Source organism: Bacillus sp. FSL K6-2944, assembly GCF_038005385.1.
Taxonomy (GTDB): domain Bacteria; phylum Bacillota; class Bacilli; order Bacillales; family Bacillaceae_G; genus Bacillus_A; species Bacillus_A cereus.
The window spans coordinates 628,029-645,179 of the sequence record NZ_JBBOTE010000003.1; the positions used below are offsets into that span (position 1 = coordinate 628,029).

Genomic DNA, 17,151 nt, shown 5'->3' on the forward strand with positions numbered 1-17,151 from the left:
CATGAATTTAAAAGAAATCTTAAACGCATCTTTAACAAGAACGAAATCTCGATTAGCAGAATTACAAGGGAAAGTAGAAAAAAATGAAGTTCGTTCAGAAGAATTAGCAGCCGTAAAAGCAGAAGTAGAGCAATTAACAAAAGAAATTCAAACTATTTCTGAGGAATTAGCAAAGTTAGAAGAGAAAGAAAAAGAAGAAGATCCCGCCAAAAAGAAAGACGATGATCCAGATAAAAAAGAAGACCCAGCAGCAAAAGAAAATTCGAATGAAAAAACGGAACTGTCAGAAGAACAACGTTCCGCTATTTCAGCATCTATCGCAGCAGCTCTTTCTACTAAAGGTCATAAATCTACTAAAAATAAAGAAAAGGAAACTCGTTCAGCTTTTGCAAACTACATTGTAGGTAACATTGATGAAACAGAAGCCCGTGCATTAGGGTTAGTGACTGGTAATGGTTCTGTTACGATTCCAGATTTTTTAAGTAAAGAAATTATTACGTATGCTCAAGAAGAAAACTTCTTACGCCGATTAGGGACAGGGGTAAAAACAAAAGAGAACATTAAGTACCCTGTTTTAGTGAAAAAGGCAGAAGCTCAGGGTCATAAAAATGAGCGAACAAATAATGAAATTCCAGAAACGGATATTGAATTCGATGAAATCGAATTATCACCAACGGAGTTCGATGCACTTGCAACTGTAACGAAAAAGTTATTAGCGCGTACAGGTTTACCAATTGAACAAATTGTCATGGACGAGCTGAAAAAAGCTTATGTTCGTAAGGAAACGCAATATATGGTGAATGGTGATGAAGCGAATAACATCAATGATGGTGCATTAGCAAAGAAAGCTGTTGAGTTTACAACTGATGAAAAGAATCTTTATGATGCATTAGTGAAAATGAAAAATACACCTGTTAAAGAAGTACGTAAAAAAGCACGATGGGTATTAAATACAGCAGCACTAACAAAAATTGAAACAATGAAGACGGATGATGGTTTCCCATTACTTCGTCCATTTAATCAAGCAGAGGGCGGCATTGGTTATACATTATTAGGCTTCCCTGTTGAGGAAGAAGATGCAATTGATATTCCTGATTCACCAGATACACCAGTATTCTATTTCGGTGATTTCTCTAAGTTCTATATTCAAGATGTTATTGGATCACTAGAAGTACAAAAGTTAGTTGAGTTATTCTCACGTACAAACCGTGTAGGCTTCCGTATCTGGAACTTACTAGACGCTCAATTAATTCATTCTCCATTTGAAGTTCCAGTTTATAAGTATGTTCTAAAAGCTTCTACTGGGTCTTAATATGGATGATTTAATTGAGAAATTAAAATCTCATATTCATTGGGAAGAGGGTATGGATGATTCTATGCTCTCTTTTTATATTGAACAAGCAAAGACTTATGTAAAGAATGCGACAGGCAAACAGACCGAGTATTTAATTATTATGGTCGCCGGTATTATCTATGATTACAGAGTCTCTGAAAAAGAATTAGAACAGGCACTTGATGCTTTAACACCATTCTTTGTCCAGGAGGTTTATGATGCCGAAGAGGAAGACGAATAAACTCAAATGGATGGGTGAGCTACTTCAATTAGGAGAAACAATTGATTCGGAAACAGACCGTGTTGTGATGGGATATCCGTTAGAACGTAACATTCGTTATAACAACATTGGAGTTACGGCCACTGATAAATTTACAACGAAAGATACGAATGAAATTGTAAAGAAAATTGAAGTTCGTATGGATCGAGATATTGAAACCGATCAAAAGAATTATCGTGTAAAAGTGGGTGGGCGTATCTATGATATTGAGCGTATTTATGTACGTGAAGAAGATCGATTAATGGAGGTGTCATTGTCCTATGCAAATTAGCTTTCAAGAGTTACGAGATATCATGAGGAAATCTGGTATACCAGTTTATCGTGATAGTGCACCTATAACAGCAAAATATCCTTACATTGTGTATGAATTTGTGAATGAACAGCATAAACGGGCTTCAAATAAGGTTCTAAAAGATATGCCACTTTATCAAATTTCTGTTATTACAAATGGAACTGAAAAAGATTATGAGCCGTTAAAGGCTGTTTTTAATGCAGTAGGCGTGTCTTATTCTCAGTTTGATGGAATGGGTTATGACGAGAATGACGACACTATCACGCAGTTTATCACGTATGTGAGGTGTATCCAGTAATGGCTTCCAATAACAATGGCTTTTCTGAAGCTTTAGAAGATATTAATACGCTATTACGTGTGAATAAAAAGGTCGAACTGGATGTATTGGACGAAGCAGCCAAGTATTTTGCGAGTAAATTAAAACCAAAAATCAAAGCATCCAATAAAAACAAGCGGACACATTTAAGGGATAGCCTAAAGGTTGTTGTGAAAGATGATCGTGTATCTGTGGAATTTAAAGATGAAGCTTGGTATTGGTATTTAGTTGAACATGGCCATAAAAAAGCAAAAGGTAAGGGGCGTGTGAAAGGAAAACACTTTGTCCAGAATACCTTTGATGCAGAAGGTGACAAAATTGCTGATATGATGGCACAAAAAATAATAAATAGAATGTGAGGATGATATACATGACAATTGAAAATAAAGAAATTCAATACTCCGTAGGGATTGAAGATTTATATCTATGCTTGATGAAGGGAAATGAAACTTCTAGTGCACTACCAACTTATGAGGATATTGTTTATAGACAAACGAATATTTCTGATTTAACGATTTCCACTACTTCTACTAATTTTACAAAGTGGGCATCTAACAAAAAAATGATTAACATTGTCAAAAATACAGCATTTGGATTAGCTTTTAATCTTGCTGGTCTAAATCGTGAAGTGAAAGATAAAATCTTTGCTAAAACACGTAAAAAAGGCGTGTCTTTTGAAACAGCGAAGGCGAAGGCGTATCCAAAGTTCGCAGTAGGTGTTGTATTCCCTTTAAATGATGGAACTAAAATATTACGTTGGTATCCAAAATGTACAGTTGCGCCAGTAGAAGAATCTTGGAAAACACAAGGTGATGAAATGGCTGTGGATGACATTGCTTACACAATTACAGCAGATCCATTGTTATGTAACGATGTAACACAAGCTGAATTGGATACTGGCGATCCAGAGGCAAAAGGAATGAAAGCTGAAGATTTCCTAAAACAAGTCATTTGTGATGAATCTCAATTAACGCAACTTGGTGGAACATCGACACCAGGGAAATAAGGAGTGATAGTATGTCACGTTTAAGTGATTTAGTTAACGTTAATATAACTAGAAACAGCATTAAAATACAGGGTGTTACAATCCCTGTTGTTTTTACTTTTGAATCTTTTCCTTATGTGGAAGAGGCGTATGGAACACCCTATCATGAATTTGAACAAGAAATGAATGATATGTTAGGAAAAGGTCAATTTAGCCTGGGAGAAAATGAAGCGAAATTGATGCGTGCATTAATTTATGCGATGGTACGTAGCGGCGGTACAGAATGTACATTAGCTGAATTGAAAGGTGCCATTCCTATGAATGATTTACCTGATATCTTCATCGTTGTATACGAAATTTTCAGTGGACAAACTTTCCAAACTTCTGATATGGAGAAGCTGAAGCAAGAAAAAAAGTAAAAAACATACTGACTAAAAATGAGGAATCTCAGTCGGAACTCGACTGGGATTTTTATTTTTATGTCGGTAATACATTGCTTGGTTTAAGTATGGATGACTTCTGGAAAATCACACCTGCACATTTTTTAAAGCAATTCATCATGTATCTCAGATACAACAATCCGGATGCATTACATGAGCAGAAACCAAAACAAATCTACACGCTAGATCAAACACCATTCCTATAAGAAATGAGGTGAAAAAATGCCAGGGAATAGTAAAGAAAGGAACGTCGTCCTTAATTTTAAAATGGATGGTCAGGTTCAGTATGCAAATACATTGAAGCAAATCAATATGGTGATGAATAATGCAGCGAAAGAATATAAAAATCATATTGCAGCAATGAGTCAAGATGCAACGATGACTGATAAACTTCTTGCTGAGAAGAAGAAGCTTGAAATTCAAATGGAAGCAGCTAAAAAGCGTACAGCTATGTTGCGTGCTGAATATCAAGCTATGTCCAAGGACACAAGTACAACCGCTGAACAACTCAATAAAATGTACGGGAAGTTGCTTGATGCAGAACGTGCTGAAACTTCTCTTGAACATGCAATGAAAAGAGTGAATGAAGGACTTTCCGAACAAGCAATTGAAGCGAGGGCAGCACGTGGAACTTTATTGGATTTACAAGAGAATTCTAAGAAGCTTGAAGCTGAACAGAAGCGTTTGACAAGTTCATTCAAACTTCAAAATGCTGAATTAGGTCAAAATGCTAGTGAAGCGGATAAGTTGGAATTAGCACAGAAACAACTACGTCAGCAAATGGAAATGACTGATAGGGTCGTCCACAACTTAGAACAACAATTAAGTGCCGCAAAGCGTGTGTATGGTGAGAATTCTACTGAAGTGCAGCAACTTGAGGCTAAATTAAACCAAGCAAAAACGACAGTAAAGCAATTTGAAAACTCCTTACAGAGTGTTGGGCGAAGTGGTTCACAAGCAGCGGATGGTATGGCGGAAATCAATAAGAAACTTGATATGAACAATTTAATGGAAGCCGCTGAAGTTCTACAAGGAATATCTGAAAAGTTAATTGAAATGGGAAAGTCGATTGTAAATACAGCAATAGAATTTGATGGATCACAGAGAAAAATTCAAGCTTCATTAGGATTGACTGGGAAAGGTGCCGAGAATCTTCAAAAAATTGCAGTTGATACATGGAAAAAAGGCTTTGGTGAAAATCTTGAAGAGGTAGACAATGCACTGATAAAAGTCTATCAAAATATGCGTGATGTACCACATGAAGAATTGCAAGGTGCATCGGAAAACGTTTTAACGCTCGCTAAAGTTTACGATGTTGATTTAAATGAAGCGACTAGAGGTGCAGGACAGTTAATGAGTCAGTTTGGTTTATCTACACAGGAAACCTTTGACTTACTTGCTGCTGGTGCTCAAGAAGGTCTAAATTATTCAGACGAGTTATTTGATAACCTCTCTGAATATGCGCCTTTATTTAAACAAGGTGGTTTTAGTGCGCAAGAAATGTTTACGATTTTAGCAAATGGAACAAAAAGTGGTTCGTATAACTTAGACTATATCAATGACCTAGTGAAAGAATTTGGTATCCGTGTACAAGATGGTTCGAAAGGTGTATCAGAAGGATTCGGCGATTTATCTGAAGAGACACAAAAAGTATGGAAGTCATTCAATGAAGGTAAGGGAACTGCAGCCGATGTTTTTCATGCTGTGTTAGGTGATCTTCAAAAGATGGATGACAAAGTAAAAGCAAACCAGATTGGTGTTGCTTTATTTGGCGTGAAATGGGAAGACATGGGCGCTGAAGCGGTACTTAGTTTAAATAATGTACATGGTGGTCTTGGTGATGTAACTGGACGTATGGATGAAATGAAGAAACTTCAGGAAGAATCTTTGGGACAACAATTTCAAAAAGCATTAAGAGAAACACAGGCTGCGTTAGAGCCACTTGGAAAGAAATTTGCAGAATTAGCGAAAGATATTTTACCTCCAATTGTTGATGGAGTTAAAGCTGTAATGGATTGGTTTAGTAAGTTGTCTGAAGCTGATCAAACACTTTTAATCGTGATGGGTGCATTAAGTACAGCGTTTATTATTCTAACTCCAATTGTAGCAGCTCTCGTTGTTTCATTTGGTGCGTTGAATCTGGCATTTTTACCTGTGATAGCTACCATTGCAGCAGTTTCCTTAGTGATAACTGGTATTATCATGTTAATAAAAAACTGGGGTGCCATAACGGATTGGCTTTCTGAAAAGTGGTCTGAATTTAAAGATTGGTTTGGTGAATTGTGGGATAGCATAGTTCAAACTTGTGAAGATGCTTGGTCATCCACAGTTGATTACTTTTCTGGAGCCTGGTCAGATTTTTTGAATATGGCAAATGAGTTCTTTGAACCTATCGGTCAATTTTTCGCTGATCTATGGACTGGAATTTCTGATACAGTATCGAAAATTTGGACAGGTATTACTGATTATTTTTCAGAATCATGGTCTTCATTCATTGAATTAGCAGATAGTATATTGTCTCCTTTAAGTGAATTTTTCAGTGAATTGTGGACGGATATTGTTGAAACGGCAACTTCTATTTGGGATCAATTAAAGACAGCTTGGCAAGAAACGTGGGATACAATATTTACAGTTTTAGATCCGATTATTTCAGCAGTTTCCACAGTTTTAGAAGCAGGTTGGCTACTCATTCAAGCAGGGGCACAAATTGCATGGGCTGCAATATCTCAATATATTATACAACCCATCCAGGAAGCATATGATTGGATAAGTGCAAAAATTTGCGAATTAGTCACATGGCTTAGTACGCAGTGGGAACTTATAAAGGCTGCTGCACAAGTTACTTGGGGCTTATTTAAACAATATATTACTCAACCTGTTCAAGAAGCATGGGATTGGGTTAAAGAACAGATCGGTACGCTTGTTTCTTGGTTACATTCACAGTGGGAGACAGTGAAATCATATACTTCCGCAGCGTGGAATCTAGTAAAACAATATGTGATTCAGCCTGTTCAGGAATTGTGGAATGCAACGAAAGAAAAATTGAATGATTTGGCGAATTGGATACTAGGTAATTGGGCCAAAATCCAATCTTATACACTTACGGCATGGAATCTAGTTTATAAATATATTATTGATCCAGTGATTTCAGCTTATAATTCTGTAAAAGAGAAGTTCAATGATATGTACAATACGGCACGGGAAAAATTTGATTCTGTAAAGAATGCAGCGCAAGAAAAATTTGATGCAGCAAAGAGATTTATCATTGACCCGATAAAAGATGCGGTGGATAAAGTGAAGGGATTCATTGATAAAATCAAAGGATTTTTCAGTGATTTGAAATTAAAGATTCCGAAACCGGAAATGCCTAAAATGCCGCATTTTAGTTTAGAAACTAGCACGAAAAACATTTTAGGGAAAGACATTACGTATCCATCTGGCATTGGTGTACAATGGCGTGCAAAAGGCGGTATTTTTACTAGACCTACAATTTTCGGTATGAGTAATGGTCAGTTACAAGGGGCAGGAGAAGCTGGAAATGAAGCGGTTTTACCGTTGAATAAAAAAACATTAGGCGCGATTGGTGAAGGGATTGCAGCAACGATGTCTAATGAACCAACTGTAATTAATATTTATAATCCTTCAGTGAGGGATGATCGTGATATCGACCGCATGGTCGGAAAAATAGATGATGCACTTGCTCAAAAAGGGCGTAATTCAAAAATAGGAATAGGGAGGACTTAAATTGCTAGACATAGGTATCGATAATCAGTTAGCAAGTGACTATGGAATATGTATGGTAGAGCGCCCTGTTATTCCTACAGCAGAACAAGAAGTAGAACATATTGAAGTATCTGGTAGACATGGTTCACTGACAAAAAAAAGGGCGTTTAAAGACGTCCCTTTAAAAATAAAGTTCAATATGCTTGAAGAAGAGAATATTAAGCCGTTAGTGCGACGTATGAAGTCGTGGTTGATGAATGGAAAAACATTATATTTTACTGATGATGATGTTTATCGAAAAATTAAACATGTTGTAGTAGGTGATATTGTAAATGAAATTGAAGAACACGGTGAATTTGAAGTGGATTTTAAGCTAGATCCCTTTGAATATACAGAGGATGTAAATCTGAAGCTCACCAAAAAAACTGGTGTGATTTATAATCCAGGTACAATTGAATCTGATCCTAAGTTTTGGATTGTGGGAAATGGTACTTTCCGTATAACAATCAATGACGTCTCTTTTCAAATAAAAGATGTGAATGGTTTTGTTGTCATAGACTCAGAAATACTTGAAGCATATACCGATACCATATCAATGAATCATAAAATGGTCGGGCAGTTCCCTATATTTAACGTAGGAGAAAATATAATAGAGTGGTCAGGCGCAATTCAATTTATGGAAATTCGACCTAGGTGGAGATATAAATGATTACTTTATATAAACCAAATGAGACTGACTTTACACACAATGGTATAGGGGCTTTAGATAAAAATATTTATAACGCAACTGTTGAGGAAGAACTCAATGGTTTATTTTTATTTTCATTTAGTTATCCATTGTTTGCACCACGTGGTTTGGAAATAGAGGGAATGAGTATCATTAAAGTCCCAACTCCTGATGGTGAACAACTATTTCGAGTGGCAGCTCCTAAAGTCAGTATGGGTGAGATTACAGCACAATGTTACCACATCTTTTATGATTTAACGGAAAATCTTATTGAAGACATTTTCGCTGAAACAACAAATGGTAACGGAGCTATGAATCGTATGTCAGCAGGATGCCAATACAAGCATCCTTTTCAGTTTTATTCAGATGTACCAAAGATAGCCAGTGCACGTATTGTCCGTAAAAATCCTGTGGAAGCATTATTGGATTTTAGTCAAGACAATTCATTTGTTAATCGTTGGGGTGGCGAATTAAAACGAGATAATTTTGACGTGAAGATGCTACAAAATCGTGGTATGGATCGTGGGGTAGTGATTCGTCATAAAAAAGATTTATTAGGCTATGAAGGTAATGTGGATTGGAAAAGTCCTATAACTAGAATCATGCCACAAGGGTTTGATGGGTTATTTCTTCCTGAAAAATATGTGGATAGTCCACTTATAAATAAGTATCCTCATCCTAAAATTAAAGTGATTGAATTTAAAAATATTAAAGCGGCTATTGGTGAAAATGCTGACGATGAAGATGCAGTTCCGTTAGAAGAAGCGTATAGATTATTACGACAGGCCGCCAAAGATATGTTTACGACTCAAAAGATTGATCAGCCTAAAGCAAATTATAACGTTAAATTTCAGGAATTATCACAAACGGAAGAGTATAAGGATTATAAGCATTTACAAAGTGTTTATATGGCAGATACTGTTACGGTTGAACATCAAGAAGATGGTATTGATATAAAAGCGAAGGTAATTGCTTATAAATATGATCCAATAAAAAAAGAGTATCTGGATATAACCATTGGTAACTTCAAAGAATCCTTTACGGACGTTTCCGGTAGGGTTGACCTGGTACAAGAAGAGTTATCCAATATGCCAAGCTCTATTTTAGATGCAGCAAAAGCAAATGCTACAAGCCTTATTAATTCGGGATTCGGAGGACATGTCCGCGTTTATCCAGATCGTATTTTAATTATGGATACGAAAGATGAAAAGAGTGCGAAAAAGGTTTGGCAATGGAACTTGAATGGATTAGGGTATTCTTCCACAGGTGTGAATGGCCCATATGGAACTGCCATTACAAGTGACGGAAGAATTGTTGCTGATTTTATTACTGCAGGTACATTAAGCGGGAACGTTGTTCGAGGGGGAGAAATAACAGGTTCAACATTACGAACTTCAGATAGTGTGAACTATGTAAATATTTCAAAGCAATTTATACGCTTGTATGAGTCATCTAAAACAAGGGTGTTTGTAGGGTATTACAAAAATAGTAGAAATGAAATACAGCCTACTCTTATTTTAGGTGGAGATTCAGATTCCACAGGGGCAAATGGCGCTATTATGGTGTACCAATTCTCGGATACGAGTGTTAAGTCTGGGGGAATTGGAATTACTAAAGGACTTGATGGCAATGGATACTTGAATGCAGCATCCTTATACTTTTCACAAACAGGTAACGCAATGCTTGACGCTGATAAAATGATTGTCCTAAATGCCGAAAGTGAAATGAGATTTAAGGTTAAAGATCAGTTTCGCTTTTATCGGAATGACAATTGGATTGCAAGTATTGGAGTTGCATCTGGAGGGGATACGGATATTATGCTCCCTAATGCAATAATACGAAATTCGAGTTGGGATAATGGGTATATCCAAGTGAAAACCGCTCTTGGGACATATTATCAAGGAGTAATTGCTTCAGACTTCAAAGTTTCTTCAAAAGAAACCTATAAAACTAATATCCGCCCTGTTGCATTCAGCGCACTGGAACAGGTAATGGAATGGGAAATTAAACAATACAATTTGAAAACCGACATTCCAAAACTGTATGAGATGCGTATGAATCGTAAGGAAGGAGAGCCAACAATTACTACAGATGCAATTCCTACACATTATGGTTTAGTTATTCCAAAAGAATCAGAGGAAAATGGTGTAGGCTTATATGGAATGCTTTCACAATTAACAAGTGCATTTCAAGAGTATGTAACTAAAACTAGGGTTAAATTCGAAGAAATAGAGCCGATAAAGCCTAAAGGGAATATAAAACATAGGAACAAAGTAAAACGTCAAAGAAGACCACCTAGACGCGTGAAAAGGAATAGTTAGAGAGAGGTGTAGTCATGCGAAATGAGGAAATTATTATAGATTTAGCAGATCCTGTGTTTACCAAAACAATTCGTTCGAGACAAAATGATAAAAACGGATTGAAGCTTACTGTATATGTAAGAGAAAAGGGGCAAATTGTTGATTTAACAGGGTATGCAGTAAAGTACGAAGCGATTAATCAAGTCGGACTGTTCGTTCGGGATGATGCCCAAATAGTTGATGCAAAGAATGGCGTATTTTCATACACATTGTCCTCGCAAGCTGTTTCCACATCGGATGATTGGACAGCTTATTTTGTGATGGAAAAAAGTACAGAACGAATGAGTACACCAGACATTCGGATTACTTTAAAACGGGATGTAAAAGAAGGAAACATTAAAATAGAAAACTATATTTCAGAGTTCGATAAGCTCAAGAAACAGATAGATGCTTTGCAGCAAGCGGTTGATAAAATGGATGTTGTAAAGCGATCTGGTGGGATAATGACAGGTTATCTAACAATGAGACCAACGCCCGGTTCCAATATCGGAGTTGGATTCAATAGTGAGGATAAGTTATTAGATATCGGTCTTGTAGGAGCCTCGGATGGTCAATTCTATTTAAAAGACTGGAAAAACAATAAAGTGTTGCTTGATAAATCACCTACTGGGGTATTCAATGTTTTTGCTGATAATCTTCTAAAAAAAGCTGGCGACATCATAAATGGATTACTTGAATTTAAGAGCGATAACGCAATTATTTTGGGAAGTCGTTCTTTTAAATCAGTTATTCATAAGGGTTCACAGGGAGAGCTGATATTTGCTCCTTCTACAAAAGAACAAGGTGATTCTTGGGATTGGTCCAAACGAGTAGAATTTCGAACTGATGGCACAATCAGACAAGCGTATGATACAGGATGGATTAACCTTCCTACAACTGGTGTAGAGAATGTTCCTGATAGAATTTTGAAGTATAAAAGAAGTGGAGAACACGTTAATGTAATTGGTTCTATTCGAAATGCGCAAAAAGCAACAGTATTTGCTACACTTCCAGTTGGATGTAGACCTGTTCAAGACATTGCGGTTCCAGCTATTATGATAACTGGAGGAGTGAATACAAACTTTTGTGAAGTTACAGTAAAAAAAGATGGTGGGATTTTCGTGAATGGTGTTCAAAGTGGAAGTACTTTTCATATTGCAATGAGCTTTTTAATTTGAATATTACAGATTAAGCGTGCATAAGCAGGCTTTTTTATTTTGCTAAAAGAGGAGATGAGAAAAGTGGAGGAACAGATTTTCAATTCAATGATTCAACAAGGAGCATTCGCAGCGTTATTTGTGTGGATGCTTTTTACTACGCAAAAAAAGAATGAGCAGCGTGAAGAACAGTATCAAAAAGTAATCGAGAAAAACCAGGCAGTCATCGAAGAACAGGCAAAAGCATTTGGTTCACTTTCAAAAGATGTATCAGACATTAAACAAAAAATTATGGGGAATGGTGACGAAAAATGAAAAAATCTATTAAATTATTAGCCTCAATTTCTACTGCAGCTATCATTATATTTACTTCGGCAGGGAGTGTCTTTGCTGATCGAGAAATGATTATTCCAGGGTTACCTAAAGCTGAATATCACAATGGATATGGGGCATATGAAGGTGTAGTAGCACATTCTACAGCCACTCCAGAAGCACCTGCTATTAATATCCGAAACTATGAAGCAAGAACATGGCGTTCCGCATTTGTACATTATGCAACAGATTGGGATGAAACAATTCAAATTGCTTCTACTAAGTATCAGGCATGGGGAGCAGGCCCAGCAGCCAATAAACGATTTGTTCATGTAGAGCTCTCTGAAACGAGTGACCCTATTAAATTTAAAAAATCCTATGAGAGATATGTGAAGCTACTAGCTAAGATTTTACGTGATAGAAACATTGATCCATCCATTGGATTGTGGACGCATAAAGGCATTACGTATAAGCTTGGTGGCACAGATCACGAAGATCCGATTGATTATCTTCGCAGTCATGGTGTATCAGAATCAAAGTTTCGTGCTGATGTATTAAAAGCATATAATGGAAATTCCATTTCAGTTGAAGCGAAACCAAAGCAACCAAGTGAAGTACCTGGTGTTATGAATGAAGCGGGAGTAGCATATATTGATGGATACAATATAAACCTTCGTTCTGGTCCATCCACAACAAATAGTGTTATTCGTAAATTACAAAAAGGTGAAGCATATAAAGTCTGGGGTAAAGTAGGCAACTGGTTGAATCTTGGAGGAAATCAGTGGATTTATAACGATTCCTCATACATTCGATATAAAGAAGAATCTTCATCTGTGGAAGGCAAACGTGTTGTTTCTAAAGTGAATGACTTACGATTTTATTCAAAACCTTCTTGGTTAGATAGAGACGTTGTAGGAACTGTAGATGAAGGGTTAGGATTTACAATTGAGGCAAAAGTAGGTGTGGATGGTTCCTCGCAATATAAAGTACACAATAGCAAAGGCAAAACATATTATGTAACTGTAAATGAAGCTTATGTATATGTAAAGTAAAAAAATAAAACCGGCTCTTAATTGAGTCGGTTTTTGTATTTCTATGTAATTAGAATTTACATTTCCATAATTTTTTTATAAAAAGCTTCAGCTTGTTCTTCTCCATCATCTAATAAACTCAAATATTCATCAAAAAAGTCAAAAATGACCGCAACTTGATGTTCGCGTAACTTCATATGTTTGACAACGTACATCGTACCTCTAGCGGCAAGGTCATCGGAGTATGTCTTCTTTTTACTCATCCATTTTTTCCATATTGTTAATGCACGTTCAATACATTGTTTATCTGCAGCGAAACGTTCCAATGCCCATTTCATTAACATTATGTTCAGCTCCTATGCTTTTAAAATTAAGTAAATCATACTAAAATAAGCAGCAATTTGTAAATATCACATATTCCAAAAATCAGAGGCTAGTGTATCCAGCTGTCATGAAAAATAGCCTTTAATTGTTTTCATAACAGCTAGACGTTTCAGTTGAGTAAATGGCTTTGGTTGTTTCTATAGCTATAGTTGTCCACAACTCGATGAGAGGAGAAATCTGGTAATAGGAATATGGTGAATAAAAGTAAACGGATGTACTCATTATATATTTATCTATTTAGTAGTGAACTGAGGCTAGAAAATAAAATAAGAAACAAAGGCAATAAACATTAAACCTGTAAGAATTACACGCATCCAATTTGTTAATATTGATTCAGTATCTTTTAATAGTTTATTTTGAATCCAAAAGCACACAAAAAAGACGATAATAATAACGATTCTATTGTGTTGTATACTAAATTTATGTAGCAAATAATCACCTAGATAAGAGCTCTCATTAATTTTAATGCTCATTAATATACATAAGTACATAATTAGTCCTGAAAATACAGCGAAAGTTAGCTTTAATTTATTCATTTTTCAATCTCCCTTTATGACAACTATTTTATATTTTTTCCTCTTTAAGATTTCCCTCATGCAAAACTAGAACTCTAGTGGCTAATTTAACGCTTATTTCCGAAAGGTGTGAGGTGAACAGAATAATAGAACCTTCGCTTGCTTTCTGTTTAATAATATCGATAGCTAATTTTTGAGCATCACTATCAAATGCTGAAAGTGGTTCATCAAGCAGAATAATTGATGATTTACGTGCTAATACAGCAGACCAATACAATTTATGTTTCATTCCTAGTGAATACTCCTGTACAAATTGATTTAGAGCATGATCCATTTGAAATTCATTTATCATCTTAAGGAAGGAGCTTGAAAATTGCTTTTGATCTACATTAAATAGTTTTTGTAAAAAATCTGCATTTTCAGTTCCTGTTAAATAATTAAATAAATAAGGTTCTGCAGGTATATATGTTAAATTTGCTAATATTTCTCTTCTATTTTCAATCAATTTCCCTTTGAAAGAAAATGTACTTTCCGCATTAATCAGTTGTGCAATTATACGTAGTAATGTAGTTTTTCCACATCCATTGTCTCCTTTTAGCCAAATGATGTCACCAGGATTGGCTGAAAATGAAATGTTTTCTATTAATTTAAGATTTTTATCATATCTAAAATTTAAATTTTGTATATGAAACATTTTTACTCTCCTTTAAATAGAATCTTGTGAATAATGTAAGATAAAACTTATAATGCGAACATAGTTTCCATGCATCCTGCAATTATTAATAAAAGTGTAATTATTATTGGTACAGGTATTATTTCTCTTTTTAATAAATTGAAATCAATCCCTCTCTTTTTGGTACTTTGAAATATGAATCCCCAAATCATATATGGGTATAAACATGATAATAAAATGGCAGGTATCTCAAAAACTCCATGAGGGAGAAAAGCTGTAAAAATTTCTAAAGTCATATCATTTTGAACCATTACAGCAAGCACAATACCTATTAATGAGCCATTCAGAACTAGCAAAATTAAACTACCGATTCCATAAGTGATTATCCCTAATCCAATAGAGATCATTGATTGATTAATATTATGAGAAAAATAATGAAACCATGAATAGCTAGGTGGATCCGGTGGAAAAGGATTATGATGCCGTTGAAAAATACCTCCCCAAAAACAAGCAGCTAAAAAAATCAATGTAATGAATGCAAGCTTTCTAGAATATTTAGACCAAATACTTTGAAATAATTTATTTTGTTCACTCCTCATTTCATTACACACCTATCTTCTTCTTTTTCTTTTTAGAGAAAAAGAAACTAAATCCCCATACAATGATTAGCATCATAAAAATATCATAGAAGAATGTTCTTCCTAATGAATGATCAAGAAATACCCCTATAAAGAAAACGATGAATAACAGACCATTTAGTATTCGTTTCGGGATAGTAAAGAAATATTGAAGAACTTTCGTTTCATAAGTATCTAAACGAATCATAAATATATTTTCATAATCAAACCGACTGCATAATTGTAGCCAATAAGTTGATAAAATACAGCTCACGAAAGAAAGCAACCAACTACCAATAATCCCTATACATAATTCGAGAATGGAACCGTCCATAAGTATAAAGCCAATCATAAATATAACACTAATTATTAATTGTAGTGGGCACAATAATAGCATTAATAATTTTCGTTTACTTTCCATATATTGTTTATCTGAAAAGGATGGAGTTAATTTCACTAAATCTATTTGTCTCAATTCACTTGATGGATGAAGGATAGGATAATTCCATAACCATAACCAAATAGTCTGTGAAATTGCAATCCAACATATAAACCAAAATCCTAATATGAAATTTGTGAAGTTATCCAAATTTCCGATGAAAAATATTGAAAATCCCACAATTGAACAAAAAGCGGGTGGAATAAGCAAGAATGTTTTCTGGGAAATCTTTGTATGTATGATTAATCTTTCAAGAATTATTAAATCTCTACGTATCCATGGGTCCCTAGAATAAACTATTTTACCAAGCCATTGATAAAATTTAAAAATATCACTTTTAGATTTTTTTAAGGCAAGTGTATTACGTTTTTCTGTAAAATTCTTTGCGTTAGAATAATAAACAAAATAAAAGACTGTCATAACCAAATAACCAATGATACCCATACCTAAGATGTAATAAATCCAATCATGGTGAACCGCCTTTAATAATGCTTGAAAATGATTAATAAACACTAATTCAATATGCTTTGAAAAGGTAGAAAATGTTTTAAATATTCCTTGGCTATAGATATTCCTTGGAATGGGTTCTTTGATTAAAGGAAGAAATAGCGTTTTAATGAGTAGCCAAATTCCTGCTGATATTAAAATGACCCTTAATAAATAAAAACTTTCATTATATTTTGTATTACGAACCTGAGTATCCCAAGACTGTAATATTGCTTTCTTCAATCTTGAAAAGTAAATTGATGAAATTAATATGATCCAACACATAATAAAAAAAACACCAATGATAAAGTTAGGAGAAACTTTTATTATGATATATACTCCCATAGCTTGTAACATAAATTCATGAACCCAGAACATAATTACTTCAGCTAATAATGTTACATTTAGAAGTTGATTTTGATTATATTGAGACTGCCACAGTGTATCGAATAATGGATTATTGCTAATACGATTTGAATTTTGTCTAGCCATTGAACTAGGGAGAATGAAATTAAACAAGAGCACAGCAAATATGATCCAGGTTCTAACTGTATCATTGGTAATACTTTCAAAGAAAAAGACAAAAAATAAAAAGAAAATATTTTGCGATAAAAGTATTATAATCCAATTTAACATAGTAGGTAATTTCAATCCTAGCTTTGTCCTTAACTGCTCACTCATACCTGAAAAGTCTTGCCTAAGTTGTTCCAAAATAATATTTCTCAAAATAATTTTGTAGAAAATTTTAAAAACCACCTTTCTATATATAAAATATATCGAAATAGGGGGAGATATATTTATCTCCCCCTAAGTAATAAAGTATAATTGCGATAATTAGAGCTTACCAAACAACTGCAGCAGCTTTCATATCTTTTTTGATGTATTCCTTAATAGTAAAGATTGCAACGTCAACTGTAGCAGCTGCAACAGATAAACCACCTGCTGAAATAATTGCAGCAATTGTTGATGCAGCGATGATGCCATAACCTACTGAATCAACGACATTAACGATTGCCTCTCCCATTGGTTTACCTACACCAAAGAATCCCATAGCCTCAAACATTCTAAGCACCTCCTTGTTTAAAAAATATAATGTATGTAA

The 17,151-nt window shown here is 34.9% G+C and carries 18 protein-coding genes; 13 read left to right on the forward strand and 5 right to left on the reverse strand.

The window, feature by feature from the left end:
- Position 1 precedes the first annotated feature (1 nt).
- The 13 genes from MHH55_RS29860 to MHH55_RS29920 all read left to right on the forward strand — a co-directional run bounded on the left by MHH55_RS29860 (position 2) and on the right by MHH55_RS29920 (position 12,956).
- On the forward strand, positions 2–1,312 hold the full coding sequence (locus MHH55_RS29860; protein WP_078188082.1) for a phage major capsid protein: 1,311 nt from the start codon (positions 2–4) through the stop codon (positions 1,310–1,312).
- 1 nt (position 1,313) lies between these two features.
- Positions 1,314–1,574, forward strand: coding sequence for a head-tail connector protein (locus MHH55_RS29865; RefSeq protein WP_098771174.1), 261 nt, complete (start codon positions 1,314–1,316; stop codon positions 1,572–1,574).
- Positions 1,552–1,884, forward strand: a complete 333-nt coding sequence (locus tag MHH55_RS29870) for a head-tail adaptor protein (RefSeq protein WP_142343347.1) — start codon at positions 1,552–1,554, stop codon at positions 1,882–1,884. Before MHH55_RS29865 ends, MHH55_RS29870 begins: the two co-directional genes overlap by 23 nt.
- Entirely contained in the window at positions 1,874–2,203 is a 330-nt protein-coding gene (locus MHH55_RS29875) for a hypothetical protein (protein ID WP_078188254.1), read from the forward strand. The genes MHH55_RS29870 and MHH55_RS29875 overlap by 11 nt, the downstream gene beginning before the upstream one ends.
- A complete protein-coding gene (locus tag MHH55_RS29880) occupies positions 2,203–2,580 on the forward strand; it encodes an HK97-gp10 family putative phage morphogenesis protein (protein WP_098771171.1) in 378 nt (125 codons plus the stop codon). The genes MHH55_RS29875 and MHH55_RS29880 overlap by 1 nt, the downstream gene beginning before the upstream one ends.
- 11 nt (positions 2,581–2,591) lie before the next feature.
- On the forward strand, positions 2,592–3,227 hold the full coding sequence (locus MHH55_RS29885; protein WP_098771170.1) for a major tail protein: 636 nt from the start codon (positions 2,592–2,594) through the stop codon (positions 3,225–3,227).
- 11 nt (positions 3,228–3,238) lie between these two features.
- Positions 3,239–3,625 carry a hypothetical protein gene (locus tag MHH55_RS29890; protein ID WP_078188247.1) on the forward strand — a complete coding sequence of 129 codons (387 nt, stop codon included), beginning with the start codon at positions 3,239–3,241 and terminating at the stop codon, positions 3,623–3,625.
- 243 nt (positions 3,626–3,868) lie between these two features.
- The gene (locus MHH55_RS29895; RefSeq protein ID WP_340881944.1) at positions 3,869–7,390 is read left to right on the forward strand and encodes a phage tail tape measure protein; all 3,522 of its coding nucleotides are present in this window, start codon (positions 3,869–3,871) and stop codon (positions 7,388–7,390) included.
- Position 7,391: 1 nt separating this feature from the next.
- Complete coding sequence (locus tag MHH55_RS29900; protein ID WP_078186863.1) at positions 7,392–8,078, forward strand: phage tail domain-containing protein; 687 nt, start codon at positions 7,392–7,394, stop codon at positions 8,076–8,078.
- Positions 8,075–10,417, forward strand: a complete 2,343-nt coding sequence (locus tag MHH55_RS29905; RefSeq protein WP_078186862.1) for a phage tail spike protein — start codon at positions 8,075–8,077, stop codon at positions 10,415–10,417. Before MHH55_RS29900 ends, MHH55_RS29905 begins: the two co-directional genes overlap by 4 nt.
- Before the next feature lie 14 nt (positions 10,418–10,431).
- Positions 10,432–11,613 carry a BppU family phage baseplate upper protein gene (locus MHH55_RS29910; protein WP_078186861.1) on the forward strand — a complete coding sequence of 394 codons (1,182 nt, stop codon included), beginning with the start codon at positions 10,432–10,434 and terminating at the stop codon, positions 11,611–11,613.
- A gap of 63 nt (positions 11,614–11,676) precedes the next feature.
- Positions 11,677–11,907 (forward strand): BhlA/UviB family holin-like peptide, encoded by a 231-nt coding sequence (locus MHH55_RS29915; RefSeq protein WP_033692567.1) that lies wholly within the window; start codon positions 11,677–11,679, stop codon positions 11,905–11,907.
- Complete coding sequence (locus MHH55_RS29920; protein WP_078186860.1) at positions 11,904–12,956, forward strand: N-acetylmuramoyl-L-alanine amidase; 1,053 nt, start codon at positions 11,904–11,906, stop codon at positions 12,954–12,956. Before MHH55_RS29915 ends, MHH55_RS29920 begins: the two co-directional genes overlap by 4 nt.
- A gap of 56 nt (positions 12,957–13,012) precedes the next feature.
- On the opposite strand, the gene MHH55_RS29925 is transcribed toward MHH55_RS29920, so the two are convergent.
- The 5 genes from MHH55_RS29925 to MHH55_RS29945 form a co-directional block, all read right to left on the reverse strand.
- Positions 13,013–13,279, reverse strand: coding sequence for a hypothetical protein (locus MHH55_RS29925; RefSeq protein ID WP_078186859.1), 267 nt, complete (start codon positions 13,277–13,279; stop codon positions 13,013–13,015).
- Between the two features lie 604 nt (positions 13,280–13,883).
- Positions 13,884–14,528: an ATP-binding cassette domain-containing protein gene (locus tag MHH55_RS29930; RefSeq protein WP_078186857.1), complete on the reverse strand. Its 645-nt coding sequence runs from the start codon at positions 14,526–14,528 to the stop codon at positions 13,884–13,886.
- Between the two features lie 47 nt (positions 14,529–14,575).
- Positions 14,576–15,106, reverse strand: a complete 531-nt coding sequence (locus MHH55_RS29935; protein WP_078186856.1) for a stage II sporulation protein M — start codon at positions 15,104–15,106, stop codon at positions 14,576–14,578.
- 4 nt (positions 15,107–15,110) lie between these two features.
- On the reverse strand, positions 15,111–16,760 hold the full coding sequence (locus MHH55_RS29940; RefSeq protein ID WP_254849750.1) for a hypothetical protein: 1,650 nt from the start codon (positions 16,758–16,760) through the stop codon (positions 15,111–15,113).
- A 130-nt stretch (positions 16,761–16,890) separates the two neighbouring features.
- Entirely contained in the window at positions 16,891–17,112 is a 222-nt protein-coding gene (locus tag MHH55_RS29945; RefSeq protein WP_078186855.1) for an uberolysin/carnocyclin family circular bacteriocin, read from the reverse strand.
- Positions 17,113–17,151: the final 39 nt, after the last annotated feature.

Excerpts from the sequence above, each read along its gene's own strand:
- MHH55_RS29860 (WP_078188082.1), top strand. The coding sequence starts at position 2 with ATGAATTTAAAAGAAATCTTAAACGCATCTTTAACAAGAACGAAATCT.
- MHH55_RS29865 (WP_098771174.1), top strand. The coding sequence starts at position 1,314 with ATGGATGATTTAATTGAGAAATTAAAATCTCATATTCATTGGGAAGAG.
- MHH55_RS29870 (WP_142343347.1), top strand. The coding sequence starts at position 1,552 with ATGCCGAAGAGGAAGACGAATAAACTCAAATGGATGGGTGAGCTACTT.
- MHH55_RS29875 (WP_078188254.1), top strand. The coding sequence starts at position 1,874 with ATGCAAATTAGCTTTCAAGAGTTACGAGATATCATGAGGAAATCTGGT.
- MHH55_RS29880 (WP_098771171.1), top strand. The coding sequence starts at position 2,203 with ATGGCTTCCAATAACAATGGCTTTTCTGAAGCTTTAGAAGATATTAAT.
- MHH55_RS29885 (WP_098771170.1), top strand. The coding sequence starts at position 2,592 with ATGACAATTGAAAATAAAGAAATTCAATACTCCGTAGGGATTGAAGAT.
- MHH55_RS29890 (WP_078188247.1), top strand. The coding sequence starts at position 3,239 with ATGTCACGTTTAAGTGATTTAGTTAACGTTAATATAACTAGAAACAGC.
- MHH55_RS29895 (WP_340881944.1), top strand. The coding sequence starts at position 3,869 with ATGCCAGGGAATAGTAAAGAAAGGAACGTCGTCCTTAATTTTAAAATG.
- MHH55_RS29905 (WP_078186862.1), top strand. The coding sequence starts at position 8,075 with ATGATTACTTTATATAAACCAAATGAGACTGACTTTACACACAATGGT.
- MHH55_RS29910 (WP_078186861.1), top strand. The coding sequence starts at position 10,432 with ATGCGAAATGAGGAAATTATTATAGATTTAGCAGATCCTGTGTTTACC.
- MHH55_RS29920 (WP_078186860.1), top strand. The coding sequence starts at position 11,904 with ATGAAAAAATCTATTAAATTATTAGCCTCAATTTCTACTGCAGCTATC.
- MHH55_RS29925 (WP_078186859.1), bottom strand. The coding sequence starts at position 13,279 with ATGTTAATGAAATGGGCATTGGAACGTTTCGCTGCAGATAAACAATGT.
- MHH55_RS29930 (WP_078186857.1), bottom strand. The coding sequence starts at position 14,528 with ATGTTTCATATACAAAATTTAAATTTTAGATATGATAAAAATCTTAAA.
- MHH55_RS29935 (WP_078186856.1), bottom strand. The coding sequence starts at position 15,106 with ATGAGGAGTGAACAAAATAAATTATTTCAAAGTATTTGGTCTAAATAT.
- MHH55_RS29945 (WP_078186855.1), bottom strand. The coding sequence starts at position 17,112 with ATGTTTGAGGCTATGGGATTCTTTGGTGTAGGTAAACCAATGGGAGAG.